24 protein-coding genes, 2 pseudogenes and 2 riboswitches are annotated in these 25,580 nt (G+C 63.9%); of the genes and pseudogenes, 7 read left to right on the top strand and 19 right to left on the bottom strand.

The annotated features are described in order from the left end of the window. Positions 1-3 precede the first annotated feature (3 nt). The 8 genes from KUO17_RS27435 to KUO17_RS03890 all read right to left on the bottom strand — a co-directional run bounded on the left by KUO17_RS27435 (position 4) and on the right by KUO17_RS03890 (position 6,611). The gene (locus KUO17_RS27435; protein ID WP_255263407.1) at positions 4-1,452 is read right to left on the bottom strand and encodes an ATP-binding protein; all 1,449 of its coding nucleotides are present in this window, start codon (positions 1,450-1,452) and stop codon (positions 4-6) included. 61 nt (positions 1,453-1,513) lie between these two features. Continuing rightward, positions 1,514-3,301 (bottom strand): transporter substrate-binding domain-containing protein, encoded by a 1,788-nt coding sequence (locus KUO17_RS27430; RefSeq protein ID WP_255263394.1) that lies wholly within the window; start codon positions 3,299-3,301, stop codon positions 1,514-1,516. Between the two features lie 7 nt (positions 3,302-3,308). Beyond that, positions 3,309-3,923, bottom strand: a complete 615-nt coding sequence (locus KUO17_RS03915; RefSeq protein ID WP_217973720.1) for a response regulator transcription factor — start codon at positions 3,921-3,923, stop codon at positions 3,309-3,311. 306 nt (positions 3,924-4,229) lie between these two features. After that, complete coding sequence (locus tag KUO17_RS03910; RefSeq protein WP_217973718.1) at positions 4,230-4,475, bottom strand: DUF1272 domain-containing protein; 246 nt, start codon at positions 4,473-4,475, stop codon at positions 4,230-4,232. 67 nt (positions 4,476-4,542) lie between these two features. Next, positions 4,543-5,289 (bottom strand): precorrin-4 C(11)-methyltransferase, encoded by a 747-nt coding sequence (gene cobM / locus KUO17_RS03905; protein ID WP_217973717.1) that lies wholly within the window; start codon positions 5,287-5,289, stop codon positions 4,543-4,545. Positions 5,290-5,317: 28 nt separating this feature from the next. After that, positions 5,318-5,722 carry a cobalamin biosynthesis protein gene (locus KUO17_RS03900; RefSeq protein WP_217973716.1) on the bottom strand — a complete coding sequence of 135 codons (405 nt, stop codon included), beginning with the start codon at positions 5,720-5,722 and terminating at the stop codon, positions 5,318-5,320. Next, entirely contained in the window at positions 5,722-6,411 is a 690-nt protein-coding gene (locus KUO17_RS03895; protein WP_217973715.1) for a CbtA family protein, read from the bottom strand. The genes KUO17_RS03900 and KUO17_RS03895 overlap by 1 nt, the downstream gene beginning before the upstream one ends. Positions 6,412-6,422: 11 nt before the next feature. Continuing rightward, positions 6,423-6,611 (bottom strand): CbtB domain-containing protein, encoded by a 189-nt coding sequence (locus KUO17_RS03890; RefSeq protein WP_217973713.1) that lies wholly within the window; start codon positions 6,609-6,611, stop codon positions 6,423-6,425. Between the two features lie 106 nt (positions 6,612-6,717). Then, a riboswitch (cobalamin riboswitch) is annotated at positions 6,718-6,943 on the bottom strand. A gap of 56 nt (positions 6,944-6,999) precedes the next feature. Continuing rightward, a riboswitch (cobalamin riboswitch) is annotated at positions 7,000-7,197 on the top strand. 98 nt (positions 7,198-7,295) lie between these two features. Here KUO17_RS03890 and cobW point away from each other — a divergent pair. The 4 genes from cobW to KUO17_RS03870 all read left to right on the top strand — a co-directional run bounded on the left by cobW (position 7,296) and on the right by KUO17_RS03870 (position 13,796). Next, positions 7,296-8,366, top strand: a complete 1,071-nt coding sequence (cobW, locus tag KUO17_RS03885) for a cobalamin biosynthesis protein CobW (protein ID WP_217973711.1) — start codon at positions 7,296-7,298, stop codon at positions 8,364-8,366. Positions 8,367-8,369: 3 nt separating this feature from the next. Beyond that, entirely contained in the window at positions 8,370-12,125 is a 3,756-nt protein-coding gene (gene cobN / locus KUO17_RS03880) for a cobaltochelatase subunit CobN (protein ID WP_217973709.1), read from the top strand. A 1-nt stretch (position 12,126) separates the two neighbouring features. Beyond that, positions 12,127-13,131, top strand: coding sequence for a magnesium chelatase ATPase subunit I (locus KUO17_RS03875; protein ID WP_217973707.1), 1,005 nt, complete (start codon positions 12,127-12,129; stop codon positions 13,129-13,131). Between the two features lie 101 nt (positions 13,132-13,232). Then, a complete protein-coding gene (locus KUO17_RS03870) occupies positions 13,233-13,796 on the top strand; it encodes a vWA domain-containing protein (RefSeq protein ID WP_341869581.1) in 564 nt (187 codons plus the stop codon). Between the two features lie 116 nt (positions 13,797-13,912). Here KUO17_RS03870 and KUO17_RS03865 read toward each other — a convergent pair whose 3' ends face one another. Beyond that, positions 13,913-14,179: a hypothetical protein gene (locus tag KUO17_RS03865; RefSeq protein WP_217973705.1), complete on the bottom strand. Its 267-nt coding sequence runs from the start codon at positions 14,177-14,179 to the stop codon at positions 13,913-13,915. Positions 14,180-14,504: 325 nt separating this feature from the next. Here KUO17_RS03865 and KUO17_RS03860 point away from each other — a divergent pair, with 325 nt between their 5' ends. Then, the gene (locus tag KUO17_RS03860) at positions 14,505-15,830 is read left to right on the top strand and encodes a sigma-54 dependent transcriptional regulator (RefSeq protein ID WP_217973703.1); all 1,326 of its coding nucleotides are present in this window, start codon (positions 14,505-14,507) and stop codon (positions 15,828-15,830) included. An 80-nt stretch (positions 15,831-15,910) separates the two neighbouring features. On the opposite strand, the pseudogene KUO17_RS03855 reads toward KUO17_RS03860, so the two are convergent. The 10 genes and pseudogenes from KUO17_RS03855 to KUO17_RS27045 all read right to left on the bottom strand — a co-directional run. Then, positions 15,911-17,201 (bottom strand): annotated as a pseudogene (locus tag KUO17_RS03855) (hypothetical protein). Positions 17,202-17,247: 46 nt separating this feature from the next. Continuing rightward, entirely contained in the window at positions 17,248-17,988 is a 741-nt protein-coding gene (locus tag KUO17_RS03850; RefSeq protein ID WP_217973702.1) for a hypothetical protein, read from the bottom strand. A gap of 36 nt (positions 17,989-18,024) precedes the next feature. Further along, positions 18,025-18,705, bottom strand: a complete 681-nt coding sequence (locus KUO17_RS03845; protein ID WP_217973701.1) for a C39 family peptidase — start codon at positions 18,703-18,705, stop codon at positions 18,025-18,027. Between the two features lie 60 nt (positions 18,706-18,765). Continuing rightward, complete coding sequence (locus KUO17_RS03840) at positions 18,766-19,752, bottom strand: heme utilization protein (protein ID WP_217973700.1); 987 nt, start codon at positions 19,750-19,752, stop codon at positions 18,766-18,768. A 66-nt stretch (positions 19,753-19,818) separates the two neighbouring features. Next, entirely contained in the window at positions 19,819-20,391 is a 573-nt protein-coding gene (locus tag KUO17_RS03835; protein ID WP_217973699.1) for an adhesin, read from the bottom strand. Position 20,392: 1 nt separating this feature from the next. Continuing rightward, complete coding sequence (locus tag KUO17_RS03830; protein ID WP_425274822.1) at positions 20,393-20,842, bottom strand: hypothetical protein; 450 nt, start codon at positions 20,840-20,842, stop codon at positions 20,393-20,395. Positions 20,843-21,138: 296 nt separating this feature from the next. Continuing rightward, on the bottom strand, positions 21,139-21,690 hold the full coding sequence (locus KUO17_RS03825) for an AAA family ATPase (RefSeq protein ID WP_217973697.1): 552 nt from the start codon (positions 21,688-21,690) through the stop codon (positions 21,139-21,141). After that, complete coding sequence (gene pnuC, locus KUO17_RS03820; RefSeq protein ID WP_217973696.1) at positions 21,687-22,253, bottom strand: nicotinamide riboside transporter PnuC; 567 nt, start codon at positions 22,251-22,253, stop codon at positions 21,687-21,689. The genes KUO17_RS03825 and pnuC overlap by 4 nt, the downstream gene beginning before the upstream one ends. A 118-nt stretch (positions 22,254-22,371) precedes the next feature. Continuing rightward, a complete protein-coding gene (locus KUO17_RS27050) occupies positions 22,372-23,106 on the bottom strand; it encodes a methyl-accepting chemotaxis protein (RefSeq protein ID WP_425274826.1) in 735 nt (244 codons plus the stop codon). A 123-nt stretch (positions 23,107-23,229) separates the two neighbouring features. After that, positions 23,230-23,916, bottom strand: a pseudogene (locus KUO17_RS27045) (cache domain-containing protein); the annotation flags it as partial. Between the two features lie 377 nt (positions 23,917-24,293). Here KUO17_RS27045 and KUO17_RS03810 point away from each other — a divergent pair. Both KUO17_RS03810 and KUO17_RS03805 read left to right on the top strand, forming a co-directional pair. Beyond that, positions 24,294-25,124, top strand: a complete 831-nt coding sequence (locus KUO17_RS03810; RefSeq protein WP_217973693.1) for an undecaprenyl-diphosphate phosphatase — start codon at positions 24,294-24,296, stop codon at positions 25,122-25,124. Position 25,125: 1 nt separating this feature from the next. Continuing rightward, a complete protein-coding gene (locus KUO17_RS03805; RefSeq protein ID WP_255263392.1) occupies positions 25,126-25,527 on the top strand; it encodes a DUF1294 domain-containing protein in 402 nt (133 codons plus the stop codon). The last annotated feature ends 53 nt before the right edge of the window (positions 25,528-25,580 follow it).

Raw genomic sequence — 25,580 nt, 5'->3', positions numbered from 1 at the left:
TTGTCATGCGCTGTTGATCGAGCGTTGCAGGTGGTCATGCAAGTCCTGCAGGCTTTGTTCCAGGGTCTTGAGCAAGGTCTCGATGGCCTTCTCCGGTGCCTTGCCGGTGCAGGCTTGCTCCAGTGCCTCGCAGTGGCCCACCAGGCCATGTGCCTTGAGCATTTTGGCACCGCCTTTGATGCGGTGAGAAAGGCCACGCAGCTCCTGGCGCCTGGCACTGGGGCCCAGTGCACGCAGCGCCTGCAGGTCTTCGGCGCTGCTGCGCGCAAGCTCCACCAGCAGGCGCTTGATCAGCAGCGGCTCGCCCAGCGTCAGGTGCTTGAGGTTGTCGACATTGAAGCCGCTGTTGTCCTCGGCCCGTGGTTCGGCTGCCTGCTGAGGTTGCACCGTGTCGATGCCTGCCAGCTGACGGCGCAGCGCGCCCAGGCCAATGGGCTTGAACAGGCAGTCGTCCATGCCCGAGGCCAGGCAGCGCTCGCGCTCATCGGCCTGGGCATTGGCGGTGAGGCCCAGGATCAGGCAGGCCGGCTGCTGTAGCCGCGTTTCTTCAGCCCGAATCTCGCGGGCCAGTTGATGGCCATCCATACCGGGCATGTTGCAGTCGCTGATGACCACGTCGAAGTGATGCTTCTGCCAGGCCTGCAGGCCGCTCAGCCCGTCGCTGGCCTGGGTGACCTGATGACCCAGCAGGCTCAGTTGCTTCTCCAGCAACATCAGATTGGCCGGATAGTCATCCACCACCAGAATGTTCAGCGCCTGGCTGTCCTGCACCGGAGCCTGCAACACCGCCGGTGCGGGTTGGGTCACGCTGGCTGCCAGCTTGAGCGGCAAACTGACCGTGACCTGGGTGCCGGTACCCGGCGTGCTGTGCAGCTCGAGGCTGCCGTGCATCAGCTCACACAGGGTGCGGCTGATGACCAGGCCCAGCCCGGTGCCTTGCCGGGCGGGCTGGCTGCCGGCCTGGATAAAGGGATGGAAGAGCCGTTGTTGATCCTGCTGGCTGATCCCTATTCCGCTGTCTTGCACGTGCAATACGATGTCCACGCTGCCCGCGCAGGGGTCGAGCCGGTAATCGAGTTGAATGCTGATGGTGCCGTTTTCGGTGAACTTGATTGCGTTGCTCACCAGGTTGGACAGTATCTGTCGAAAACGCAGCGGGTCGATTTCCACGGGTTCCGGTGGCGCTCGCAGGGTCTGGTTCAGGGTCAGCCCCTTGAGCCTGGCGCTGCTGTCGAACACCTGCACGGTGCTGCGCACCAGTGCCCCAAGGTCAGTGGGCTGCGGGGCCAGGGTCATGTGGCCAGACTCGATGCGAGCGATGTCCAGCACGTCGCCAATCAGTTCCAGCAGGCCGCTGGCCGAGTCGAAGGCGACCTGCAGCGAGTGCTGATCGGTAAGGCCTTTCTCGGCGTCCTTCAGGGCCAGTTCGAGCAAGCCGATCACCGCGTTCATCGGGGTGCGGATCTCGTGGCTCATGGTGGTGAGAAAGGTGCTCTTGGCGTGGTTGGCGCTGTCAGCCTGCTCCTTGGCCAGGCGCAGTTCCTCGAGCAGGTGCTCGCTGATGCGTAGTTGCAGTTGCAGCGCCTGCTCGGCTTGCGCGCGCTGGTGCATGAGTTTTCGCAGGTAGCGGTTCCACAGGGCGATGGCGGCGATCATCAGCGCCGCTACGCCCAGGATCTGCAGCACCAGCGAGCGGTAGTTGCGCCATGGCGTATCGCTGATCAACGCATTGATGCGCCAGCGATTGACCAGCTGGGTCATCTGCTCGGGGGGGGATGCTGAGCAGCGTCTTGTCCAGAATGCTGTGCAGCGGGGACTCGCGCAGGGTGGCAAAGGCAGCAAGGGCCGGGGTGTCGTCCAGCAGCGTGGCGATGCGCAGGCGATCCTTGAACATCCGGCTGATGAAGTAGGCGGCGTTGATCTGCGAACTCAGGGCGGCATCGGCGCGGCCCTGGGCAACATACTCCATCAGGGCCAGTGGATCATCCACTTCGATCAGCTTGATGTCCGGGTAGCGCCGGCGCAGTTCGGCGCTCACCGGGGTGCTGCGGATCACCGCCAGGCGCTTGCCGTTGAGCTGATCGGGGTGCCTGATCGCGGTGTCGCGCATGCCGGTGACCAGGACCCTCGGGTTGGCCAGGTAGGGGCGGGTAAAGTCCAGGGTCCTGGCACGCTCGATGCCGTAGTTCAGGGCTCCGACCATGTCGGCCTCGCCGCTTTCCACCAGGTTGATCATCGCGGGCACCGAATCGCTTTCGATGACCTGAAAGGTGAGGCCGCTGCGCAGGCTGATCTGTTGCAGCACATCGGCGGTAATCCCTCGAAACTGCTGGTTTGCATCGAAGAAGCTCAACGGCGCGAAGTATTTGTTGATGACCACGCGAACAGTGCGGTGCTGCTCGATCCAGGTGCGTTCGGCCGGGGTCAGTTCCAGCTCGGCGCGGTTGAGCAGGATACTGCTGACACCGCTGCTCCAGCGCCGCATGACGTTCAGGCGGTCACTGTCAGTGATGCTTGCCAGCGCTTTGTTGACCAGCGCATGCAGGGTCGTGTTGTCGCGTGACAGGGCAAACCCGAAGAAAGAGCGCTGGGGTTTGACGTAGTGCGAGATTTGCAGGGTCTCGCGCAAATTCTTGCCAATCAGGTAATCGGCACTGATCGCATCGCCGATGAAGGCGTCAGCCTGCTCCAGCGCCACCGCCGAGAGTGCGGCCATGGTCGAGGAGTACAGTTGCAGGTGCGCCTTGGGGAACAGGTGGCGGATCTGCTGCGGGGGCAGGTAGTGCTCGACCATGGCCAGCGTCTGGCCGTCAAGCGGGTCTTCGCTGTCGAGTGTCTTGCCCGAGCGTGTGGCGATGATCGGCTGGTCGTCGGCATACGGCTGGCTCATGACCAGGTTGCTGTCAGCGGCCTCGAAGCCGTTGGCGCTGCCCAGCAGGTCGATCTCGCCGGCGTGCAATGCCGCAATGGCCTGCGCACGATTGGGGTACAGCAGCACCTGCACGGGGATGCCCAGCTGTTCGCTGACCAGGCCGGCGAAATCTGCGCTGACGCCTTCGTAGTCATGCTGGGTGATGTTGATGTCGAAGGGGGGGTAGTCGGGTAACGAGCTGCCCAGGTGCAGCACCTGCTTGTGCTTGAGCCATCGGCGCTCGGCGCCAGTGAGGGGCGGCGGCGCACTGCTGCTGACCGAGCGCGCCAGCAAATGGCGGGGGATGCCTTGCTCGTGCGCCACGGCGCCCATCGCGAGCAACTGGGCCAGGCACGCCACTAGCAGAGCGGGCAGGTAACGCAGTTTCATAAAAGGCTCAGGTCAGGGCGTTGCGGTTGGCTACGTCGATAAGTTCTACCAGCGATTGAGCCCCGAGTTTCTCCATGATGCGTGTCTTGTAGGTGCTGATGGTCTTGGCACTGAGGATCATCGCCTCGGCGATTTCACGGTTGCCGGCGCCTTTGGCCAATTGCCTGAGCACCTCGAATTCACGGTTGGACAGTGTGTCCAGGCGCTCCAGGTCCGAGCTTGAGCGATCGGCGAAGCGCGAAGCGTCGGGCAGGTAGGAATAACCATTGAGCACCGCCTTGAGGGCTGCACGCAGGATCTCGATGTCTTCGTCCTTGCGCACGAACGCCGAGGCGCCGGACTCGATACAGCGGCGCGCGAACAGCCGCGGCGGTCGACCGGTCAGCACCAGGATCCGCGTCGGCGGGCTCTGCTGGCTGAGGCGCTCGAGCACGCTCAAGCCATCCAGTTTGGGCAGGCCCAGGTCGAGGATGACCACGTCCGGTTTCAGCTCGCGCGCCATGCTCACGGCGCTGACACCGTCGCGAGCTTCGCCGACGATTTTGTAGCCTTCGCGCTCCAGCAGCGTGCGAATGGCGAAGAGGATGGTGGTGTGGTCATCGACGATCAGGATTTTGTGCATCGCGCAACTCCTTGTCAGAGAGGTGATCCATTCCCCGAAGCGTTCGGGATGACGCCGACCCCAGGCGCCGGCAAGGCGGCAACGATACGTGGAAACGTTGGGCAAGAGTATGCGAAGTATAGAGGTGAAGAAGAAATCAGCACGATTAGAGGAATTTTCCGACACGGCACAGGAATTATCTGCAGGAAGTTTCCTGCAGCATAGGTAGGGCGGGGGCTCAAGCGAGGCGGCCGCAGGCGGGTGCGGCCTGTAGATCGGGCTGGTCAGGCGTATGGCGGGCGTGGCACTGCCGCCCCCGCCGTTGTCTCAGCGGTGTGCGCAGCCCTGGTCGTTGACGACCCGCTCGGTGGATGCCGGGTTGCGTTGCAGGGCGTCGCCTACCCGGGCTGGTCGCGACACCAGTTCACCGGCGCAGTTGGGGCAGCGTCCCTTGAGCTGCTGCTCGGCACATTGCCGGCAGAACGTGCACTCGAACGAACAGATAAAGGCGTCACGGCTGTCGCCGGGCAGGGCGGTCGCGCAACATTCACAGCAGGGGCGAAGCGCTAGCATGATGGGGTTCCTCGGGCGTGTGTCGAGGCGCTACTGTGCGGTGTCGACGCCGGCTGTGCAATCCCCCTCAGGGCCGGTACAGGTGTGCATGCCCGGCTCGATACAGCGCCGACTCGCTGAACGTGTCGCTGGCCAGCACGCGCCCGACCAGAATCAGCGCGGTACGCTTGAAGCCCTTGGCGTGCACCTGTTCGACAATGTCATCCAGGCTGCCCAGCACCCAGTCCTGGTCAGGCCAGGTGGCACGGTGCACCACCGCGATCGGGCAATCGTCGCCGTAGTGCGGGCGCAGCTCTTCGACGATCTTCGCCAGGTGCTTGACGCCCAGGTGAATGGCCAGCGTCGCACGGTGGCTGGCCAGGCTCGCCAGCGACTCGCCTTGCGGCATCGGCGAACTGTCGCCGTAGCGCGTCAGAATCACGGTCTGGGCGATGTCCGGCAGGGTCAGCTCGCACCCGAGCAGGGCTGCACTGGCGGCGGTTGCGGTCACCCCGGGGATGATCTGGTAGGGGATGCCGCGTTCGCGCAGGTGACGGATCTGCTCGCCGATCGCGCCATACAGGCTCGGGTCGCCACTGTGCACGCGAGCCACATCCTGGCCCTTGGCATGGGCCGCCTCGATGGCCTCGATGATTTGCGCCAGGTGCAGCTCGGCGCTGTTGATCACGGTTTCTGCGCGGTGCCCTTCAAGCACGGCGGTCGGCACCAGGGAACCGGCATAGATGATGACCGGGCAGCTGTGGATCAGGCGCTGGCCCTTGACGGTAATCAGCTCCGGGTCACCGGGGCCGGCACCGATGAAATAAACGGTCATGGTGAATCCTTAAAGGGTATGCGGCGCATTATCCTTCAAACGGCGGGGCCCAGGCCAATGCCAGGGTGACATCGGCCTGCACGGTGCGCTGCAGGCGCAATGCGGCCCGCCCGCCAGTGCAGTGTTCGGCCAGCGCCAAGGCGGCGCTTTCGGCCACGCCATGGCAGCCGCTGTGGGTGAATGCCACCTCGGAGCGGTGACTCAGGCGGCTGTCGAAGGGGGCCAGTTGCGCGGCGCTGAAGAACACCAGCGGCAGCCCAAGTTGCGCGGCCAGTTGCTGCAGGCCAGGCTCGTTGCGCTTGAGGTCGATGCTGGCAAGCCCCTGTAGGGCGCAGAGAGGCAACTGATGCGCGTGCAGCAGCTGTTCAAGCAGGGCCGCCAGTACAGGGGCCGGGCAACCGCGACGGCAACCCAGCCCGGCATACAGTTGCATCAGGCCTGCTGGCGACGGTACAGCCAGGCGCTGAGCAGGCCCAGGGCCACCCAGAACGCGGCATTGGTCAGCAGCGAGGCCACCTTGAACTGGGTTTCAAGCGCTGCGGGCGCCAGGCTATGGTGCACCTCGGGTTGCGGTGCTCCGACCACATGTGGAATGACCAGCAAGGCTGCGCCCAGCGCCTTGAGTAGCCAGTGGCGCGCGAACACGATCAGCCCCAGGCCCGCTGCCGTTGCTGCCGCGGTGGCGACCCACCACAGCTGGCGTTGTGCCAGGTCGGCCGCAGCGGTGCCCGGCAACTCCGGTGGCAGGCCGAGGGTCGGCGCCAGGCAGAACACGGCGAAACCGGCCAGGCCCCAGAGGGCGCCACTGGCGGTGCGGCCCGGCGCACGCAAGGTGTACAGCGCAGCGAGAATCAGCGCGAAGCCGACCGCGACCACCAGGTTGCCGCCAGTGGTGGACAGCACGCGCTGCCAGCCGTCTTCCGGCGACCAGGCGTCGGCGTCATGCTGGTGGCCTTCGGCGGCACCCTCGGCATGTTCATGAGCCTCGACCACCGGGACCGAGCTCTCGTAGGTTTCTGCCTGCAGAATCAGCGGCGCAACCCAGAAGCTTTGCAGCAGGGTCAGCAGCAGGGCGGCAAGCAGGCCGGCGAAACCGGCGGTGCGGGCAATGCGCTTGATCATCGTGGCAGGTCTCAGTGGCAAGGGAACGCGGCGCTGTGGCGGGTATCGTGGGCGGCGTTGTGCACCGCTTCGATGTGCGAGAAACCGGCGAAGTACACCAGGCACAGGCCCAGCAGCGAGGCACCGACGGCCACGGCCAGGCGCTGGCTGAGGGTTGTGGGGGTAGAGAGTGGCGGGTTGACGGTGCTGATGATGGGCATGGCGCGTTCCTTTTCAGTGTTGTCGGTGCTGTCGGCAACAGGCAAGCGCGGCGAACCCCTGTGCGAAGGACGCCCAGGGGTGCAACTGCGCCCGCCCACCGCGGGGTTGTCAAGACGATAGTGGGCCGGTCTCCGGGCTTGCGAGGGCTGGCAGCTTGCTCAGCCAAGTACGTCACCTTCCCATGCCGAACGGCGGGCACAGTGGTCAAGACGCTTTCTCGCTTACCGTTGCGGGGGCAGCACCGGAATGATCGGTCGCGATTGAAGACGCGACTGACGCACCGGTTTCCCGTTTCACCTTGTTAAAAGGCACCCAAACGAATGCGGCTAGCAAATCATGCGCGCCGGCATCCGTCAATACAGCGGTTGACCTGCCCGAGGCCACTGCGTAGCCTAGCCGCTTCGAGGTTCTGCGGCCCAGGTCGCAGCTAAGACGGGAACGCGGTTCAAGCCGCGGCTGCCCCCGCAACTGTAAGCGTTGAACGGCATCGACACTGCCACTGCCTCGGCGGGAAGGCGTCGATGTTGCCGGTGTTGCCACCGGCGCAGCGCGAGCCAGGAGACCTGCCTCGGACAGTTTCCGACTTTCAACCGGGCGGGGTGATCCGGTGGCGAATGCGCTCAGGTAGCAAGGCACCTGCGGCTCTCGTCCTGCATGCCCGCCATCCTGCCAAGGGCATCGACATGAAAACACTGGCCAAACTCCCCGTCACCATCGTCACCGGCTTCCTCGGCTCGGGCAAGACCACGCTGCTGCGGCATATGCTCGACAACGCCCAGGGCCGCCGCATCGCCGTGATCGTCAACGAGTTCGGCGAACTGGGCATCGACGGCGAGATCCTCAAGCAGTGCAGCATCGGCTGCACCGAAGAAGAGGCCAATGGCCGCGTCTACGAGCTGGCCAACGGCTGCCTGTGCTGCACCGTGCAGGAAGAGTTCTTCCCGGTGATGCGCGAACTGGTCGCGCGCCGTGGCGACCTGGACCATATCCTGATCGAGACCAGCGGCCTGGCGCTGCCCAAACCGTTGGTGCAGGCCTTCCAGTGGCCAGAGATTCGCAACGCCTGCACCGTCGATGCGGTGATCACCGTGGTCGACAGCCCGGCCGTGGCTGCCGGCACCTTTGCCGCTTATCCCGACCAGGTCGATGCGCAGCGCAAGCTGGACCCGAACCTGGACCACGAGTCGCCGCTGCATGAACTGTTCGCTGACCAGTTGGCCAGCGCCGACCTGGTGGTACTGAACAAGGCCGACCTGATCGACGCCGACGCCCTGGCCGCGGTGCGCGCCGAGGTGCAGGAAGAACTGCCGCCAGCGGTAAAAGTGGTCGAGGCCAGCAGCGGTCGCCTGCCACTGGAAGTGTTGCTGGGGCTGGGCGCCGAGTCCGAGGTGCACATCGATGCTCGTCGCACGCACCACGATTCACACCACGACGGCGATGACGACCACGACGATCACGACCACGATGCGTTCGACTCGATTTCCATCGAGCTGCCCCAGGCCGACGAAAGCCTGTTGCTCGATGCCCTGACCCAACTGGTGGTGCAGCACGGCATCCTGCGCGTCAAAGGCTTCGCCGCCATCCCGGGCAAGCCGATGCGCTTGCTGATCCAGGGGGTGGGCACCCGTTTCGACAAGCACTTCGACCGCGCCTGGCGTGCTGACGAGCCGCGTACCACGCGCCTGGTGCTGATCGGCCAGGAACTTGACGCGGCCCATCTCGAAGCCACCCTGCGCGCGGCACTGGGCGCCTGACCCATGCACCTGCTGCGGACCCAGCCCGGCGGCTTTGTGCCGGACGACAGCATCGCCGACCTCGGCCAGACACCCGCCGACCTGGTAATCCTCTGCAGCGGCGACTCGCACCTGGCACTGCTGGCCGAAACCGCCCAGCAGTTGCCCGACGGCTACCCCAGCCTGCGCCTGGCCAACCCCATGCAGGTGCAGAACCACGCCTCGGTCGACCTGTACGTCGACCAGGTGCTGCGCCACGCCAAGGTCATTCTGGTGTCGCTGCACGGCGGCATCGGTTACTGGCGCTATGGTGTGGAGCAGTTGGTGGAACTGGCGGCGAGCGGCGTTCACCTGATCCTGGTGCCGGGCGACGACCGCCCCGACCCGGAACTGAGCAGCCTGAGCACGGTTGCCCCGCAGCAGGCCGAACGGCTCTGGCACTACCTGCGCCAGGGCGGCAAGGCCAACGCGCTGAACCTCTATCACTGCCTGGCCAGCCAGTGGCTGGGCCACGATTACCGCTGGGATGAACCACAGCAACTGGCGCGCACCAGCGTCTACCACCCGCAACACCCCCACGCGACCCTGGAACACTGGTTTGCCGACTGGCAAGCCGAGCAACCGGTGGTGCCGATTCTTTTCTACCGCTCGCACCTGCAGGCCGCCAATACGGCGTTCATCGATGCGTTCTGCGAGCGTCTGCACAACGCCGGCCTCAATCCGCTGCCCATTGCCGTGGCCAGCCTGAAAGAGGCCGGTTGCCTGGAGCAGGTCGAACTGTGGCTGGATCAGGTCGATGCCGCACTGATCATCAATACCACCGGCTTCGCCCAATCCAGCCCGCAGCAGCCGCACCTGCGACCGTTCCGGCGTGATATCCCGGTGTTGCAGGCTATCTGCGCACAAGACAACCAGCCTGCGTGGGAAGCCAGCGAGCAGGGCCTGGGCGCACGCGACCTGGCGATGCACATTGTCTTGCCGGAGCTGGACGGTCGTATCATCAGCCGTCCGATCAGTTTCAAGGACCTGGCCTGGCGCAGTGAGCGCAGCCAGTCAGACGTGGTGTGCTACAAGCCGCACCTGGAACGCATGGACTTCGTTGCCGAACTGGCGCGGCGCTGGTGCGCGCTGGCGTGTCTGGACAATACGCAAAAGCGCGTGGCGCTGATCCTGGCCAATTACCCGACCCGCGATGGGCGTATCGGCAATGGCGTGGGGCTGGACACGCCAGCCGCCGCGCTCGGCATTCTGCAAGCCCTGCGCGGGCAGGGCTACCCGGTCGGGCCGCTGCCCGACAGCGGCACGGCGCTTATCCAGGCGTTGCTCGGCGGCGTGAGCAACGACCTGGACACCCTCGACCAGCGCCCCTGTGCCCAGAGCCTGGCGCTGGAGGACTACCGCGCCGCGTTCGAACGGCTGCCGGTGGCCAACCAGGCGGCCGTGCGCGAACGCTGGGGCGAGCCGGAACAGGACCCGATGTTTCGCAGCGGGCGCATGATGGTGGCCGGCCTGCGCTTTGGCCTGACCTTTGTCGGCATTCAGCCGGCGCGCGGCTATCAGGTCGACCCTAGTGCGGTGTACCACGACCCGGACCTGGTGCCGCCACATGGTTACCTGGCGTTCTATTTCTGGCTGCGCCACGTCTATGCGGCCGATGCGCTGATTCACGTCGGCAAGCACGGCAACCTCGAGTGGCTGCCGGGCAAGGGGGTGGGGCTGTCGGCCGAGTGCTGGCCGGACGCACTGCTCGGGCCGCTGCCGAACATCTATCCGTTCATCGTCAATGACCCCGGCGAGGGCGCCCAGGCCAAGCGCCGTACCCAGGCGGTGATCATCGATCACCTGATGCCGCCGCTGACCCGCGCTGAAACCTACGGCCCGCTGCGCGACCTGGAGGTGCTGGCCGACGAGTACTACGAAGCGCAACTGCTGGATCCGCGTCGGGCCCGGGAGCTGCAGCGCGAGATTCTCGACCTGGTGCGCCACAACCACATCGACCGCGAACTGCAACTGGAAGGCGCACTGGACGATGCTGCCGTATGGCTGCCGCGCCTGGACACCTACCTGTGCGACCTCAAGGAATCGCAGATTCGCGATGGCCTGCATGTGTTTGGCCAGTCGCCTGCCGGGCGCCTGCGCATCGACACGCTGCTGGCCCTGTTGCGTGTAGAGCGTGGCGATGGGCGCGGCGCCAACGCCAGCCTGCTGCGTGTGCTGGCCAAGGCCATGGCACTGGGCTTCGATCCGCTGGACTGTGACCTCGGCCAGCCTTGGCAGGGGCCGCAGCCGCAGGTGCTCAAGGACCTCAGCAGCGAAGCATGGCGCACTGCGGGTGATACCCGGGAGCGCCTTGAGCTGTATGCGACACACTTGATCGAGCGGGCACTCGAGGGCCATATTCAGGTCAGCGAGCACTGGGTAGAGGTATGGGCAGTGCTGCACGCCCTGCACACGCAGGTGGCGCCGCAGCTGGATCGCTGTGGCCCGGCCGAGATGCACGGGCTGCTGGCTGCGCTGGACGGGCGTTTCGTGCCGGCCGGCCCCAGCGGTGCGCCCAGTCGCGGGCGCCTGGACGTGCTGCCCACCGGACGCAACTTCTATACCGTGGATGTGCGCAACCTGCCCACCGCCACGGCGTGGCGCATCGGCTTTGCCTCAGCCAACCTGATTCTGGAGCGTCACCTGCAGGAGCATGGCGATCATTTGCGCCAGCTGGGTCTGTCGGTGTGGGGCACCGCCACCATGCGCACGGGCGGTGATGATATCGCCCAGGCCATGGCCCTGATGGGCGTGCGTCCGGTGTGGGCCAGCGGCAGCCAGCGGGTAGATGACTTCGAGATCCTGCCGGTGAGCCTGCTCGACCGCCCGCGGGTGGATGTGACCTTGCGTGTGTCGGGGTTCTTTCGCGATGCCTTCGGCAACCTGATCAAGCTGTTCGACGCCGCCGTACAGGCCGTGGCGGCCCTGGACGAACCCGATGAACTCAACCCGTTGGCGGCCAAGGTCCGCAGTGAACGTGCCGAATTGCTGGCTGCCGGCCTCGACGTCGAACAGGCCCAGCGTCAGGCCGGTTGGCGGGTGTTCGGCTCCAAGCCCGGCGCCTATGGTGCAGGCGTGCAGAACGCTATTGATGGTCGCCTGTGGCACAGCCGCGAGGACCTGGCCGAGGTTTATCTCAATCACGGCGCCTATGCCTACGGCGCTGCCGATGAGGGCACGACCGCGCGCGAGCCGTTTGCCCGGCGCCTGAGCCAGGTGCAGGCGGTGTTGCAGAACCAGGACAACCACGAGCATGACCTGCTCGACTCCAACGATTACTACCAGTTTCAGGGGGGCATGCTTGCCGCCGCGGAGACGCTTGCCGGGGCCGGCGTAGCCAGTTACCACGGCGATCACAGTCAGCCCGACCGTCCGCGTATCCGCACCTTGAAGGAAGAGTTGAACCGGGTGATCCGTGCCCGTGCGCTCAACCCGAAGTGGATCGACGGGGCCAAGCGCCATGGCTATAAAGGTGCATTCGAGCTGGCCGCGACGGTCGACAACCTGTTTGCCTTCGACGCCACCACGCATCTGATCGACGATCACCATTACCAGTCGCTGGCCGAGGCCTACGTGCTCGATGCCGCGACCCGAGAATTTATCCGCCAGCACAACCCCGAGGCGTTGCGCGACATCACCGAACGCTTGCTCGAAGCCCAGCAGCGCGGGCTGTGGCAAGCACCGGGTGACTATCGGCAGGCCCTTGAAGAACAGTTGCTGGAGGGCGAGGAAGATGCCTGAGATGAGTGAACCCGTACATTTTCCGCTGGCCGCCGTCGTCGGCTCGGACGACCTCAAGCTGGCGTTGTGCCTGGCCGCGATCGACCCGAAGATTGGTGGCGTACTGATCGAGGGGCCACGCGGCATGGCCAAGAGCACCCTGGCCCGAGGCCTGGCCGACCTGCTCGGTGACGGGCCGTTCGTGACCTTGCCGTTGGGGGCTACCGAGGAGCGCCTGGTCGGTACGCTGGACCTGGATGCCGCGCTGGGCCAGGGCCGTGCGCAATTTGCGCCGGGCGTGCTGGCCAACGCCGACGGTGGCGTGCTGTACGTGGACGAGGTCAACCTGCTGCCCGATCACCTGGTTGATCTGCTGCTGGATGTCGCAGCCAGCGGCACCAACCGTATCGAGCGTGACGGTATTTCCCACCGTCACAGCGCACGCTTCGTGCTGATCGGCACCATGAACCCGGAGGAGGGCGAGCTGCGTCCGCAGTTGCTCGACCGTTTTGGCTTGAATGTAGCCTTGCACGGTCAACCGGTGCCTGCGGCCCGCGGCCAGATCATCCGTCGTCGCCTGGATTTTGACACCGACCCGCAGGCCTTTTGCGCGCAGTGGGCCGATGCCCAGGCTGAGTTGCGCAACCGCTGTCAGTCGGCGCGCGAGCGTCTTGAGCGGATTGCGCTGGACGATCAGGCCTTGTCGCAGATCACCGAACGCTGTTTTGACGCGGGTGTCGACGGCCTGCGCGCCGACCTGGTGTGGCTGCGTGCCGCACGGGCCCACGCAGCATGGCGCGGGGCGGCCGGCATAGACGCCGAGGATATCGAGGCGGTAGCCGAGTTCGCCTTGCGCCATCGTCGCCACGCCATGCCACCGCAGCACCCCCCTCAGCCGCACGCATCGCAAGGCCAGGCGGGCCCGTCTGCCGAGCAGCAGGGCACGGGTGAATGGGGAGAACTGCCCGCTCAGCCGGTCGCCGTGGGTGCGCGTCGCGAGGTCCCGCGCTGGCCAAAAAAGCCCTGAGCATCCGCCCGCGTTTGCGCAATGCGGCGGATGCCAGGCCACGAGCCGGCAAGCTCGATCAGGGGACGCGCGGTCGGGCGCGGGCGGCCGGGCAGGGGGTGGTGGCCTGGGCGGCCACCTTGCTCAAGGGGCGCCCACGTCATCGCGCGGACCTGTGCTGGGTGCAGCGCACCGCAGCCCCTTCGCAGCTGTGGCTGGTGATTGTCGACGCGTCAGCCTCCACGCGACGCTATAAGGCCTTGAGCCGGACCAAAGGCTTGCTGGCCGAGTTCTTCGATCAGGCCTATCGCGAGCGTGCGCGGCTGGCCCTGCTCACGGCCAGCGGCCGTGAACCGTGTTGGCAGCGCCATGGCCTGAAAGCATCTGCAGCGCTGCAACCGTGGCTGGCCGCGTTGGGCGCAGGCGGTGGCACGCCGTTGTTGGAGGCGCTGCAGCAGGCCCGGCATTGGCTGCTGGCACGCCAACGTCGATACCCGCAGGAGCAACAGCGTTGCCTGGTGCTGACCGATGGCCGGCTCAGCGCCTGGCCGGCGCTGGAACCTTTGCCCTGCAGCAGCCTGCTGGTAGATATGGAAAGTGCCCCGGTGCGCCTGGGGCGAGCGCGTCAGCTGGCGCAACAACTGGGTGCCGATTATCAACACCTCGAGCAGTTTGAGGTGCGCTGAAACCTGCAACTTCTGGCCGCTGTGCGGCGAATGGCCGCTGTATCAGCACTGCACTTCAAGCATAAAAAAAGTGCATCCAGGGATGCACTTTTTTTGTGAGCCAGAGGCGCCGAAAGTTACTTCGGCATGCTCCACGGCTGCAAGTCATAACCTTTCTGGCTCAACTCGGCGCGCACTTCCTCGATCAGGTGTGCCAGTTGCTCCGGGTCAGAATAGGTGCTGCTCGGAACTTGTTTGCTGCCAATGCGCGTATTGGTCCGGTCGATCACTGCCAGGCTTAGCTCGCCGGTACCGTTAGGTACATCCCAGGCGACGCACTGGAAGGGTTCGAAGGCGTGGTCGGCAATCAGCAGTGCTTCGTTGACACGGAGCGGGGCATTCATGGGGGCGGTCTCTCTGTGGTCCCAAACATTGGAAAAGTTGCTGCAAGGCGTGTTCCTTGCCGCAGGTTACTTGTACTGATGCACGCAGTAGTGGGTGGAGTCACACCGGGCACCGGTTTTTTTTTAAACATTCAACAAACGGCGCTTTCGCCGTGCGCGTGTGTGACGTTGAATTAACAGGAAAATTTCACAGCGTTAAAACGCCCTGTCGCTTTACTGACAGACGGTAGTGGGCATTCCGACGTTCATTGCTACTGTTACAAACGGGCTTGCCAACATGCTGTTTCTAATAACATTTCCAATAATTGGCGCCAAGGAAAAGGTCATGCTAGAACCGGTACCGAATCGCCGCCTGCTGATCGTTGACCCTTGTGACGACTGCCATCGACTGTTGCCTGGCCTGCGCAGCGTGGGGTGGGATGTACACAGCTGTACCCTGGCGACTGCGCTGGAACATCCGTGCGATGTCGGCCTGCTGCGCTTGCAGGCGTCGCACCTGCAGCACCCCGATGCCGTCAAGGACCTGATCAGCCGCAGTGGCACCGAATGGATCGCCGTGCTGAGCCCCCAGGAACTGCGTGCGCAAAATGTGGGGGATTTCGTCTGTGAGTGGTTTTTCGACTTCCATACCCTGCCGTTCGACGTGTCCCGGGTGCAGGTCACCCTGGGCCGGGCGTTCGGCATGGCGCGCTTGCGCGGCAAGGGTACGGTGCACGTCGACGAGCCCGAACATGAGTTGCTGGGTGACAGTCGCCCCATTCGCGACCTGCGCAAATTGCTGAGCAAGCTGGCGCCCACCGAGTCGCCGGTGTTGATCCGTGGTGAGAGCGGTACCGGCAAGGAGTTAGTGGCGCGCACGCTGCATCGTCAGTCCCAGCGCCATGACAAGCCTTTTGTGGCCATCAATTGCGGAGCCATCCCCGAGCACCTGATCCAGTCCGAGCTGTTCGGCCACGAGAAGGGCGCGTTCACGGGGGCGCACCAGCGCAAGGTCGGGCGTATCGAGGCGGCGAACGGCGGCACATTGTTTCTTGATGAAATCGGTGACCTGCCCCTTGAGCTACAGGCCAACCTGCTGCGCTTTCTGCAGGAGAAGCACATCGAAAGGGTGGGTGGCAGCCAGCCGATTGCCGTGGATGTGCGCGTGCTGGCGGCGACCCACGTCGACCTGGAAAGCGCCATTACCAGCGGGCGTTTTCGTGAAGACCTGTATTACCGGCTCAATGTGCTGCAAGTGGTGACCGCGCCACTGCGCGACCGCCATGGTGACCTGTCGATGCTGGCCAGCCACTTCTCACGCTTCTACAGCCTTGAAACCGGGCGCCGCCCGCGCACCTTCAGCGAAGATGCACTGAGCGCGATGGGCAAGCATGACTGGCCTGGCAATGTGCGTGAGCTGGCCAACCGTGTGCGCCGGGGCCTGGTACTGGCCGAGGGGCGCCAGATCGAGGCCCAGGACCTGGGGCTGCAGGGCCAGCAGGCCGAGGTTTCGCCGATGGGGACGCTGGAGGATTACAAGCACCGCGCCGAGCGCCAGGCACTGTGTGACGTGCTCAACCGCCATAGCGACAACCTGAGCATCGCGGCGAAGGTGCTGGGCGTGTCCCGACCTACGTTCTATCGGTTGTTGCACAAGCACCAGATCCGCTGACCCCGCATACGCCTTCGCCGGCCAGGCCGGCTCCTGTACCCCGCAGGAGCCGGCCTGACCGGCGAAGGCGTTGCTGGCGATCAGAAGTAGTACGGGAACTTGAGGCTGAAGGTAAAGTCCGGCGCATCGTCGGTCAGGCCGATCGACAGGTTGGGCACGATGGTCAGGTTGTCGGTGGCCGCCAGCGTCATGCCCACGTTGAAGTACGCCGCGTTGGCATCACTGCTGGGTACCGTGACCCAGTCATCGCCGGTTTCGGCAGACTTGATCTTGGATTTGCGCGCAATCAGGTCCGACACCGAGAACGACATGCTCATCTTCTCGTTCAGCGCAAAGGCGATACCGGCACCGATCTGGAAGCTGTCACCCAGCTTGACCTTGCCCGGAACCTTGACCCCGACCGCGGAGCTTACGTCACTGAACGACTCTTCGAAGGTGTGGGTGTAGGACAGGCTGCCGAACAGCACGGCGGGATCATAGGTCTTGACCAGCGAAATGCCGGGGGTGATCGACCAGACGCCGTTGCCGGTTGGCAGGTCTTCGGGGTAGGCGAGGCTGTCGTTGTTCGGATCCTGAATCAGCTTGATGCCGAACGGATCGTCGCCTGTGGGCGCCTTGACGCGCAGGGTCAGCACCGCATCCGGCGTGTTTTCCGATTCGTCGAGAAACTTGTAGGCCACCCCGAAGTTGACGTCGCCAATGGTCGGGTCACGGGTCACTGTTTTTTCCGATACCCCCTGGGCGTTGTTGCCGGCACCGCCAGACTGGTACGTCGACTCGCGGTACACGACGGGCACGTTTACATCGAACTGCCACCGCTGGTTGAGGTTGTAGCGCCCCGTCACGTCCAGGGTCCAGTTGTCGGCCTTGATGCGGTCCAGGTTGATGTTGCCCAGGAAGATCGAATCGAGTGCGAGAAATCCGTTGAGAATCAACTGGCGAGTGTCATAGCGGGCATAGGTGATGCCCGTTTCGACACTGAACTTGCCGCCCCCGAAGAAGCCGCTGGCTTCGTCATACAGGTTGGAAACACTCTGGGCCGGTTCTGCGTCGTCCTTGAGTGACTCGCCGTAAGAGCTGCCCGTGCCGGGTGCTGCGCCGGAGGCAGTAACGGTCTGGCCGGAGCGGGTAGATGCGGCAGGTGAGCGGGTAAGGCGCTTGGGGGGGGGCTGCTGCCGGCTGGTCTTCGACCTGGCGCACGCGTTGCTCAAGTACCATCAGTGCCTGCTGTTGTGATTCATAGCGCTGCTTGAGTGCCTGCAACTCCTGTTTCAAGGCCTCCACTTGCGGGTCGGGCGCTGCCTGCAGCAGCGCCGAAGACGCCAGGGTGCTCACACAGACCACTGCCTTCAACGAAAACGATCGATGCATGGATTAGCCGTCCCTTCCAACTGCGATGATTGAGACAGAGCGTAGATCAATATCCTGAAATGCGAAGGCCTTTGAGTTGATCGAGATTGCAGTTCAGGGCCCCGGCAGTCGGGAGGTTGTTACGCAACACCACGTTCAGTTGAGTCATGTTGTTGACAGCGTTGTTGCCCCCCAGCAGGGTGGTTGCCTGCAAAAGGCCACCTTGGGCAAGGCGCTGCACGCTGTTGCCTTGGTTGTTGTTGGCCTGGATACCCAGTTGGATGCCCTTGCCGGTGGATGAGACGCTCAGGGTGCCCGCACCGTTGGTGCCGCTGATGGTCTGCCCTGCGCCAAGCAGCTGCCCTTGTGGTGTGCCCGCTGCGGATGCGCTGTTAGCCTCTTTGACATTGATCGAGACGTTGTTGTAGGCGCTGTTGTAGTCGCCCGCTGCACGTACCGACTGGGTCACGCCCTGGGTGGTGTTGAGCCCTGCACCGCCGCTGACCGTGCCTTTGCCCTGGCCGACGGCCGCGCCACTGCCTTGTTGGCCGTTGAGCGATACATAGAACTGTGGTTTGAATGAAGATTGCTGCACCTGCATGGTCGCTGTGCCACTGATGCGATCACCACGGGCGTTTTGCCAGGTACTGCTCATGACCACGCCAAAGCTGATGATGCGCCCAGGCATCACGTAGCGTCCGCGCAGCTCGGACAGCTCCTGGTCCTTGATTTCGATGGGTTTGAACTGCGCATGCGCAGGCAAGCTGGCCGCCAGACACGCGGCAACCAGCCAGGTTGAAGTCTTCATCGGGTGCTCCCCGGAGCTTCGTGCCCCTTCTTGTAGTTAGAAGAAATCACTCTGGATAAAACCGAAGTCCATCAACTGCGCGTCATCCACCGGGTAGAAACCATTGATCTTCTGCTTGGCAGTCAAGGGTAGCGGCGGGTCGAGCAGTGCGTTGGCCTTGTCGTAGCCGGGGCCGATGACGGCGAAGATGATGCCGTTCCAGCCTTTGACGAAATCGTCGAATTTGTAGCGTTTGTGACCCAGTACCGGGTCGCCGATGTACACCCATTCCTTCTCGGTACGTTGCAGTACCACGAAGTGCTTGTAGCCACGGATGTCCATCAGTACCACCACTGGAATGGTCACGCTTTGCAGGCTTTCTGGCGGGATCCGGTAGCCCCGGGCGCGCATGCCGATGCTTTCCACGTAACGCTTCATGTCGAGCATGGAGAAGCCTTGGGTCTTGACCACCTCCTGGTCGGCGTTGGCCAACATGCCATCGATGATGTGTTCCTCGTCAACGTCCAGCCAGTAGGCCTGTTTGAGGACGGTGGCCAGGGCGGCGGCGCCGCAACTGAAGTCGGTCTTCTGTTGTACAAGGTCGGCGAAGCGCCGTTCGCGGATGCTCTGGATGGGCTTGTAAATGACATTACCGCCAGGAAGGGCGGCGATGGGCATCTGGGCGGCCTCAACCAGGCTGGCCAGAAACATCAGTGCGGCAAGCAGGGCAATGCGCATGGTCTTCACACCTTGTGAATGGCAGGAAAAGGGCCCCGAAGGGCCCCATCCTTGTTCTGCTTACAGGCAGGCGCGGCAGCCTGCTGCAATCGACAGCGAGTTGCTCTGCTGGTTGCCCGAGCCGGCCGAGACGTTGGCGCCCACGTTGCCAGACACGCCATTGAGCGAGTTGCTCATCGTGGCGTTGTTGACCACTGGGTTGGCCCAGCCGTTTGGTTTGAGCACTTGGTAGGTATAGACGCCACCGAGTACAAAGCTGCCTTCTTCGGTGAAGGTGAGCTTGTCTTTCTGTGGTTTGTTGCCGCCACGATCATCCCAGCCGCCGTGGCCAGGTTTGTCGTCTTTGCGTTCCACGTAGCCATGACCTTCGCCTTCGTAGCTGCCGTAGGCGACAAAACCGCCACCCAGGGTATGGGTTGCGTAGGTACGGTCGGCCTTGTTGCTCACATTCAGGCCGGAAGTGGACTGGTTGGCGGCTGCGCTGGCCACGGCCACACGGCCGCCGGACACGGCAATCGCCAGGTTGTTTTTCTGTTGGTTGAAGTCGCCGGCGGTGACGTTGACGCCAATGTTGCCGGAGCTGTTGTTGGCCGAATTGGTCAGGTTGGCGTTGTTTTGGGTGGAGAAGTTGCTGACCGTGTTGCTGGCATTGGTCTGGGTAGCGCTGGAGACTGCTACTGCGCTGCCGAAGATGAAGCGTTCGTCGGCAGTGGCGATGGCTGCAACGTTATCCTGCTGGTTGCCGTCGCCGGCAGCCACGTTTGCACCCAGGTTGCCTTGGGAGCCATTGGCCGAATTGTCCATGGTGGCATTGTTGCGGGTGTTTTCGTTGAGCACACCGTTGCCGCCATTGGCCTGGGTGTCGATCACGGTGGCAGCAGCGCCAGCATTGATCAGCAGTGCCAGCAGAGGGCTTGGATCGTTGTTGTTGTTACCGTGGCCGCCGCCATTGTGGCCGCCGTTTCCACGTCCATCCGCTTGTGCAGCAACTGCCATGACCGCGGCCAGTGCGAATACCAGAGGCTTGAGTGCCATTGTGGGTTTCATGGTGTTTCTCCGCATTATTGTTAGATTGTCAAGTGTTGTGTTGTGTTGCGTTGTGTAGTGCTCGGGTCAATCTGCGACCCGTACGCTCAGGGTGTTGGCCATTCGGTTCCCCACCCCGGCGCTCTGGTTCAACTGGATCACCCCACGGCTGCCGGTGAAGGCCCGGTCACTGGTAGTGACCTGGCGACTGCCTGGGGTGTGATCGGTCGAACCTGAGCCGGTTGCCAGCGCCACGTTCTGTTGCTCGAGGACGCTGTCGTCGATGCTTTGCGGGTTGGCACTGATGCTCACCCGTACCGCATTGACTTGTTGTGTGTTGGCACCGGCCGACTGGTTGATCCCAATCATCCCGTTACCGTTGCTGAATGAGTTGCCGCCGATACTGGCGTGCGCATTGATCGCGCTGCTGGCGGGGGTATCGATGCGCTGGCGCACTTGGGTGGTGGCCGTGGCGCTATGGCCGATGGCGATGGCACGGCTGTTGTTCTGTTGCTGCTGGTCACCGGCGGCCTGGTTGACGGTCAGGTTGCCCTTGTAGCCTTGGCCGCTGGTATTGATGCTGGCGTTGTCGTTGACCGGTTGGGCGGCAAAGGCCGAGGTGGCGCAACCCAGTGCCAGGAACAGGAGCGAGTAGTTCATCTCAGCGGCCTCCACTCAGGATCTGCAGGGGGGCGAGGCCGCGCTGCACGTTCTGATTGACCGAATTGGAGATGCTGTTGCCACCGCCTGCGCCAGGGCCGGCACCGCCGCGCAAGCCTGGCAGGCTGGTGGGCACTGCACCCATGCCACGGATATTGCCGGAGGCGTCGGGGACCAGTACGCGGTTGACGCTGGAGCCGCTGGCGACACTGGCAAAGTCGCCGTCGCTGAGCTCGTTGGTCTGGTTCATCACCCGTGCCGAGGCATTGGCGTTGACGGTGTTGGGGCGAGGGTCGGGGGTGCCGGTCGGGCGAAAGGCCGAGCGGGCCTGGACTTCACGTTGCAGAATGATGGTGCCATCGCCGGCGGCCAACACCGGCAGACTTGCTGTGGCACTCAATGCACACCCAATCATGAACAGACTCAGCAGCTTGTTAGTGTGATTCCCCACGGCAGCGATTCCTTCTTCGATGCGCTGGCCCTATCAGCGTTGCGAGAAGGAGAGCAGAAGCTGTGCCGCTTTTTGTTTTTGCTTGTAAATCAAGTAAATAGGACTTGCACAGGCGTACTGCCAAACAAATGTGTAACGCCGCTGAGACAGTGGTTTGTCGACCACGGCGGCGCTGCGGCTGCGGGGGAGCCTAGCCCGGTCTTGGGTCGACTGTATCAACGGCTTAACAGCTGGCTCGCGCTGTCGGTCGGGGGCTCTGCTTCGCGGGCTGGACTAGCGGGGGGTGTAACGCAGCATTAACACTCGGTGGCGCAGGCAGGTGCCTTGCCGTGCAGCAGCGCCTGTACCGCAGCCAGTACGCGGGCCTGGCGGCGAGTCCAGTCGCCGTCGATGAGCTGCGTGGGCTGGTGGTGCTTTCCCAGCCACTGCTGGCTGGCATCGAAGAACGCCTGGCGTTGCGCCAGTTGTGGCTGGCAGCGCTGGCCGTCCCCGATCCAGGGCACGCCCTGAGGGCTGAGCAGCAGGTGCAGGTCGTAGCGCCGTGCCAGCAATGCTGGCTCAAGCCAGTCGGGGCAATCGTTGAACAGCGCGCGGCTCCAGAGGATGTTGCTGAGCAGGTGGGTGTCGAGAATCAGCAGCTCGGGCTGACGCGCTCGCGCAGCGTCCTCCCAGGCCAGTTGGCCACGGGCAATGGGCGCGATATCGCCGTAGTGGGTGTCACGGCCCTGTTCGTCGATAAAGTGCCGCACGTACTCGCCGACCAGCTCGCCGCCGAAATGCGCCTGGATTTCAGCGCCCAGCCAGCTCTTGCCGCTGGATTCGGGGCCTGCCAGTACCAGGACCTTCATGTGCCGGCCAGCGCGGGGTCGCGTCGCCAGGCGTACCAGCCTTGCACGGCGATCAGGGTGAAGACGGCATAGAGTGCGGCGACGAGGTACATCTGCTTGTACAGGAACAGGCCGACGAAGATCACGTCCAGCACGATCCACAGGGGCCAGCACTGCACGCGCTTTTGTGCCATCCACCACTGGGCGACCAGGCTGAAGGCGGTGAGGGTGGCGTCCAGCCAGGGCTGTGCGGCGTCGGTCCAGGTGGCCATGGCAGCGCCCAGGGCCAGGCTGGCTATCAGGCCTGTGCCCAGGCCGAGCAGCACCGAGGGTGTGTCCAGGCGAGTCACCTGGCGCACGGGCCGGTCATCGGCCGGGCGTGTCCATTGCCACCAGCCATACACCTGAAGCACGGCGAACACGAGCTGCAGCAGCACGCCGGAGTACAGGCGCACCTCGAAGAACACCCAGCTGTAGAGCAGCACCATGACCAGGCCGATCGGCCAGCACCATGGGTTCTGCCGGGCAGTGAGCCAGACGGCGATGACGCCGAGTGCGGCGGCGAACAGTTCGAGGCCGGACATCGGCGTTCCTTGGCAGGTTCGAAAGTGGGGCGGGGATTGTACCCTGTGGCACGCCGTGTGCCACCTTTGGGTGATGCCGTGCGGCGTTCGCCGGCAAGGCCGGCGAACGGGTCGAAGGTCAGACGCGGAACTGGCGCAACAGCTGCCCCAACTGTTCGCTCAACTGGTTCAATGCCACCCCGGCACTGCTCGACTGCTGCGCGGCCACGGCCGTCTGGCGCGACAGGTCGGCGGTGTCGGTGACGTTGCGGTTGATCTCTTCGACCACATGCGACTGCTGCAGCGTGGCACTGGCGATCGAGGCGTTCAAGGCCGTCAGGTTGTGCAGCGCCTGGCTGATCGCGTCCAGGCTGGCACCCGCTTCGCTGGCCTGCTCGACCGTCTGGCGGGACGCCAGGCTGCTGGCATCGATCGCCTTCACGGCCGCTTCCGACTGGCCCTGCAGGTGCTCGATCATCTGCTGGATCTCGGCCGTGGACTGTTGCGTGCGTTGTGCGAGCAGGCGTACTTCATCCGCCACCACCGCAAACCCGCGACCTTGTTCACCCGCCCGCGCTGCCTCGATCGCCGCATTGAGCGCCAGCAGGTTGGTTTGCTCGGCGATCGAGCGGATCACCTCCAGCACGCTGCCAATGCGCGTGCTCTGGCCGGCCAGTGCCTGGATCACCTGCACCGCCTGGTCGATGGTGCCCGACAGCTCGTCGATCTTCTGCAGGCTGCCATGGATGCTCTGCTGACCTTGTGCGGCGCACTGCTGGGCGTTTTGCATCTCGCCGGAGGCGTGCTCGGCATTCTTGGCCACGTCCTGTACGGCGTAGCTGACCTCGTTGATGGCGGTGGCCACCTGTTCCATCTGCTGCGACTGCTGTTCGCTGCGCTGGTGTGCCTGGCCGGCATTGTTGCCCACATCACCTGCTGCATGGCCCAGGGCCTGGGCCGCACCCTGCAACTGTGTCACCACATGCTGCAGGCGGGTGGTGAAGCTGTTGAAGTGCAGCCCCAGCTGGGTGACTTCGTCGCGGCCGTGGGTGTCGAGGCGATAGGTGAGGTCGCTGTCGCCGCTGGCAATGGTGGCCATGGCATCGACCGCTTCCTGCAATGGACGCGCGATGCTGCGTGCGATCAGCATCACCACCAGTGCCATCACCAGGGCGATGCCCAGGCCCAACAGCGAAGCGTCACGCACCTGGCGGGCGAACTCGGCCTGCATGTCGTCGATGTACACGCCAGAGCCAATCACCCAGCCCCAGGGTTTGAACAGCTGGATGTAGGAGGTCTTTTCCACCGGCTCGCTGGCGCCGGGCTTGGGCCAGCGGTAATCGATGCTGCCGGCGCCCTGGGCCTTGGCCAGCGTGACCATCTCGTTGAACAGCGCGTAACCGTCGGGGTCGCGGATGCCCGACAGGTCCTGGCCTTCGAGCTTGAGGTTGATGGGGTGCATGATCATCTTCGGCCCCAGGTCATTGATCCAGAAATAGTCGTTCTGGTCGTAGCGCAGGCCGCGCACCGCGCTCAGGGCTTGCTGCTGGGCGGCTTCGCGGGTCAGGGTGCCAGTGGCTTCCAGGCCCTGGTAATAGCTCAGCACACCTGCGGCGGTTTCAACCACGTGCCGGGTCTTCTCGGCCTTGGCCTGGTACAGGTCTCCATGGATCTGGCGCAGCATCAGCAGGCCCAGGGTCACCAGCATCAGTACCGCCACCACCAGGATGAGCCACAGCCGACGGCTGATCGACATACTGCGTAAAGTCTTCATGAAGGTCACCCTATGTTCTTGTTATTGTCCGCATCCAACCATGCTTTGCTCGAATTACCTACTCGACCAAGGGCTAAGTGCTTGATTCGTCAGGCCCTGGTGCGCCGCTTCGGCAGCGTTTAAACGAGAGGTCTGATAGGATTTCGGCCTGAACAGCGCAAACCTGAAGGCCGAGGGCACGCTTTCCATCGGTTTTTTCGATGGCGCGTTGCCGTAACATGCCCGGTTTCGGGCAACCAAACAACGATTGATAAGACCTGCCAGGGGCAGTGTCTTGCGGGGGAATGATGGATTTTTGGACCGCCATGCAGGCAGTGATTCTAGGCATCGTCGAGGGGCTGACAGAGTTTTTGCCGATTTCGAGCACCGGTCACCAGATCGTCGTCGCCGACCTGATCAACTTCGGTGGTGAGCGGGCGATGGCCTTCAACATCATCATCCAGTTGGGTGCGATCCTGGCGGTGGTGTGGGAGTTTCGCCGCAAGATCCTCGATGTGGTGGTGGGTCTGCCGCGTCAGGCTCAGGCCCAGCGCTTCACGGTGAACCTGCTGATCGCGTTCATGCCGGCCGTGGTGTTGGGGGTACTGTTTGCCGACCTGATCCACGAGTACCTGTTCAACCCGATCACGGTGGCGATCGCGCTGGTGATCGGGGGGGGGATCATGCTCTGGGCCGAGCGCCGCGAGCATGTGGTGCGCGCCGAGGAAGTCGACGACATGCGCTGGAGCGATGCACTCAAGATCGGCCTGGCGCAGTGCCTGGCGATGATCCCGGGCACCTCGCGTTCGGGTTCCACGATTATCGGCGGGCTGCTGTTCGGCCTGTCGCGCAAGGCGGCCACCGAGTTTTCGTTCTTCCTGGCGATGCCAACCATGGTCGGTGCTGCGGTGTACTCGGGCTACAAGTACCGCGAGCTGTTCCAGCCGGATGATTTCGCGGTGTTCGCCATCGGTTTCGTGGTGTCGTTCATCTTCGCCATGATTGCCGTGCGCGGTTTGCTCAAGTTCATTGCCAGCCACAGCTATGCGGTGTTCGCCTGGTACCGCATCGCATTCGGCCTGGTGATCCTGGCGACCTGGCAGTTCGGCTGGGTCGACTGGACCGTGGCGAACGGCTGAGATGAGTCGTAGCGAGGCGCGCCCGCCCATGCGCTATGTCCGGCTCAAGCTGCTGGCATTCGCGCTGCTATGCCTGTTGCCGTTGCTGGGGGCGTTGAAGATCGGGCTGGGCGCGGGTAACTGGTTGGGGCTGGTGGGGTATGCGCTGCTGAGCCTGGTGTGTGTCGGCCTGTACGGGTACGACAAGCGCCAGGCTCGCGCCCAGGGCCAGCGCACCCCGGAGAACGTGCTGCATGCTGTCGAACTGCTGGGTGGCTGGCCAGGCGCGCTGGTGGCGCAACAGGCATACAGGCACAAGACGCGCAAGCTGTCCTATCAATTGGTGTTCTGGGGCATTGTGCTGGTGCACCAGGTGTTCTGGGCCGACTACCTGTTCTTCGCCGGGCGGCTGTTCAGCCTCTAGTCTGCTTTCGCTGGCAAGCCAGCTCCCACACGTTGTGCGTGCGCCATAAAACC

This window comes from Pseudomonas aegrilactucae (genome assembly GCF_019168305.1).
GTDB classification, from domain to species: domain Bacteria; phylum Pseudomonadota; class Gammaproteobacteria; order Pseudomonadales; family Pseudomonadaceae; genus Aquipseudomonas; species Aquipseudomonas aegrilactucae.
Note: the sequence above shows the minus strand (reverse complement) of the source record. Positions and strands in the feature narration are given on the sequence as shown.

Coding starts and splice junctions, on each gene's coding strand:
- KUO17_RS03890 (WP_217973713.1), bottom strand. CDS start 6,611: ATGCCCATCATCAGCACCGTCAACCCGCCACTCTCTACCCCCACAACC.
- KUO17_RS03875 (WP_217973707.1), top strand. CDS start 12,127: ATGAGTGAACCCGTACATTTTCCGCTGGCCGCCGTCGTCGGCTCGGAC.
- pnuC (WP_217973696.1), bottom strand. CDS start 22,253: ATGTCCGGCCTCGAACTGTTCGCCGCCGCACTCGGCGTCATCGCCGTC.
- KUO17_RS03845 (WP_217973701.1), bottom strand. CDS start 18,705: ATGCGCATTGCCCTGCTTGCCGCACTGATGTTTCTGGCCAGCCTGGTT.
- KUO17_RS03910 (WP_217973718.1), bottom strand. CDS start 4,475: ATGCTAGCGCTTCGCCCCTGCTGTGAATGTTGCGCGACCGCCCTGCCC.
- cobN (WP_217973709.1), top strand. CDS start 8,370: ATGCACCTGCTGCGGACCCAGCCCGGCGGCTTTGTGCCGGACGACAGC.
- cobM (WP_217973717.1), bottom strand. CDS start 5,289: ATGACCGTTTATTTCATCGGTGCCGGCCCCGGTGACCCGGAGCTGATT.
- KUO17_RS03915 (WP_217973720.1), bottom strand. CDS start 3,923: ATGCACAAAATCCTGATCGTCGATGACCACACCACCATCCTCTTCGCC.
- KUO17_RS03860 (WP_217973703.1), top strand. CDS start 14,505: ATGCTAGAACCGGTACCGAATCGCCGCCTGCTGATCGTTGACCCTTGT.
- KUO17_RS27430 (WP_255263394.1), bottom strand. CDS start 3,301: ATGAAACTGCGTTACCTGCCCGCTCTGCTAGTGGCGTGCCTGGCCCAG.
- KUO17_RS03805 (WP_255263392.1), top strand. CDS start 25,126: ATGAGTCGTAGCGAGGCGCGCCCGCCCATGCGCTATGTCCGGCTCAAG.
- cobW (WP_217973711.1), top strand. CDS start 7,296: ATGAAAACACTGGCCAAACTCCCCGTCACCATCGTCACCGGCTTCCTC.
- KUO17_RS27435 (WP_255263407.1), bottom strand. CDS start 1,452: ATGAACGCGGTGATCGGCTTGCTCGAACTGGCCCTGAAGGACGCCGAG.
- KUO17_RS03900 (WP_217973716.1), bottom strand. CDS start 5,722: ATGCAACTGTATGCCGGGCTGGGTTGCCGTCGCGGTTGCCCGGCCCCT.
- KUO17_RS03835 (WP_217973699.1), bottom strand. CDS start 20,391: ATGAACTACTCGCTCCTGTTCCTGGCACTGGGTTGCGCCACCTCGGCC.
- KUO17_RS27050 (WP_425274826.1), bottom strand. CDS start 23,106: ATGGAACAGGTGGCCACCGCCATCAACGAGGTCAGCTACGCCGTACAG.
- KUO17_RS03895 (WP_217973715.1), bottom strand. CDS start 6,411: ATGATCAAGCGCATTGCCCGCACCGCCGGTTTCGCCGGCCTGCTTGCC.
- KUO17_RS03865 (WP_217973705.1), bottom strand. CDS start 14,179: ATGAATGCCCCGCTCCGTGTCAACGAAGCACTGCTGATTGCCGACCAC.
- KUO17_RS03825 (WP_217973697.1), bottom strand. CDS start 21,690: ATGAAGGTCCTGGTACTGGCAGGCCCCGAATCCAGCGGCAAGAGCTGG.
- KUO17_RS03840 (WP_217973700.1), bottom strand. CDS start 19,752: ATGAAACCCACAATGGCACTCAAGCCTCTGGTATTCGCACTGGCCGCG.
- KUO17_RS03850 (WP_217973702.1), bottom strand. CDS start 17,988: ATGAAGACTTCAACCTGGCTGGTTGCCGCGTGTCTGGCGGCCAGCTTG.
- KUO17_RS03810 (WP_217973693.1), top strand. CDS start 24,294: ATGGATTTTTGGACCGCCATGCAGGCAGTGATTCTAGGCATCGTCGAG.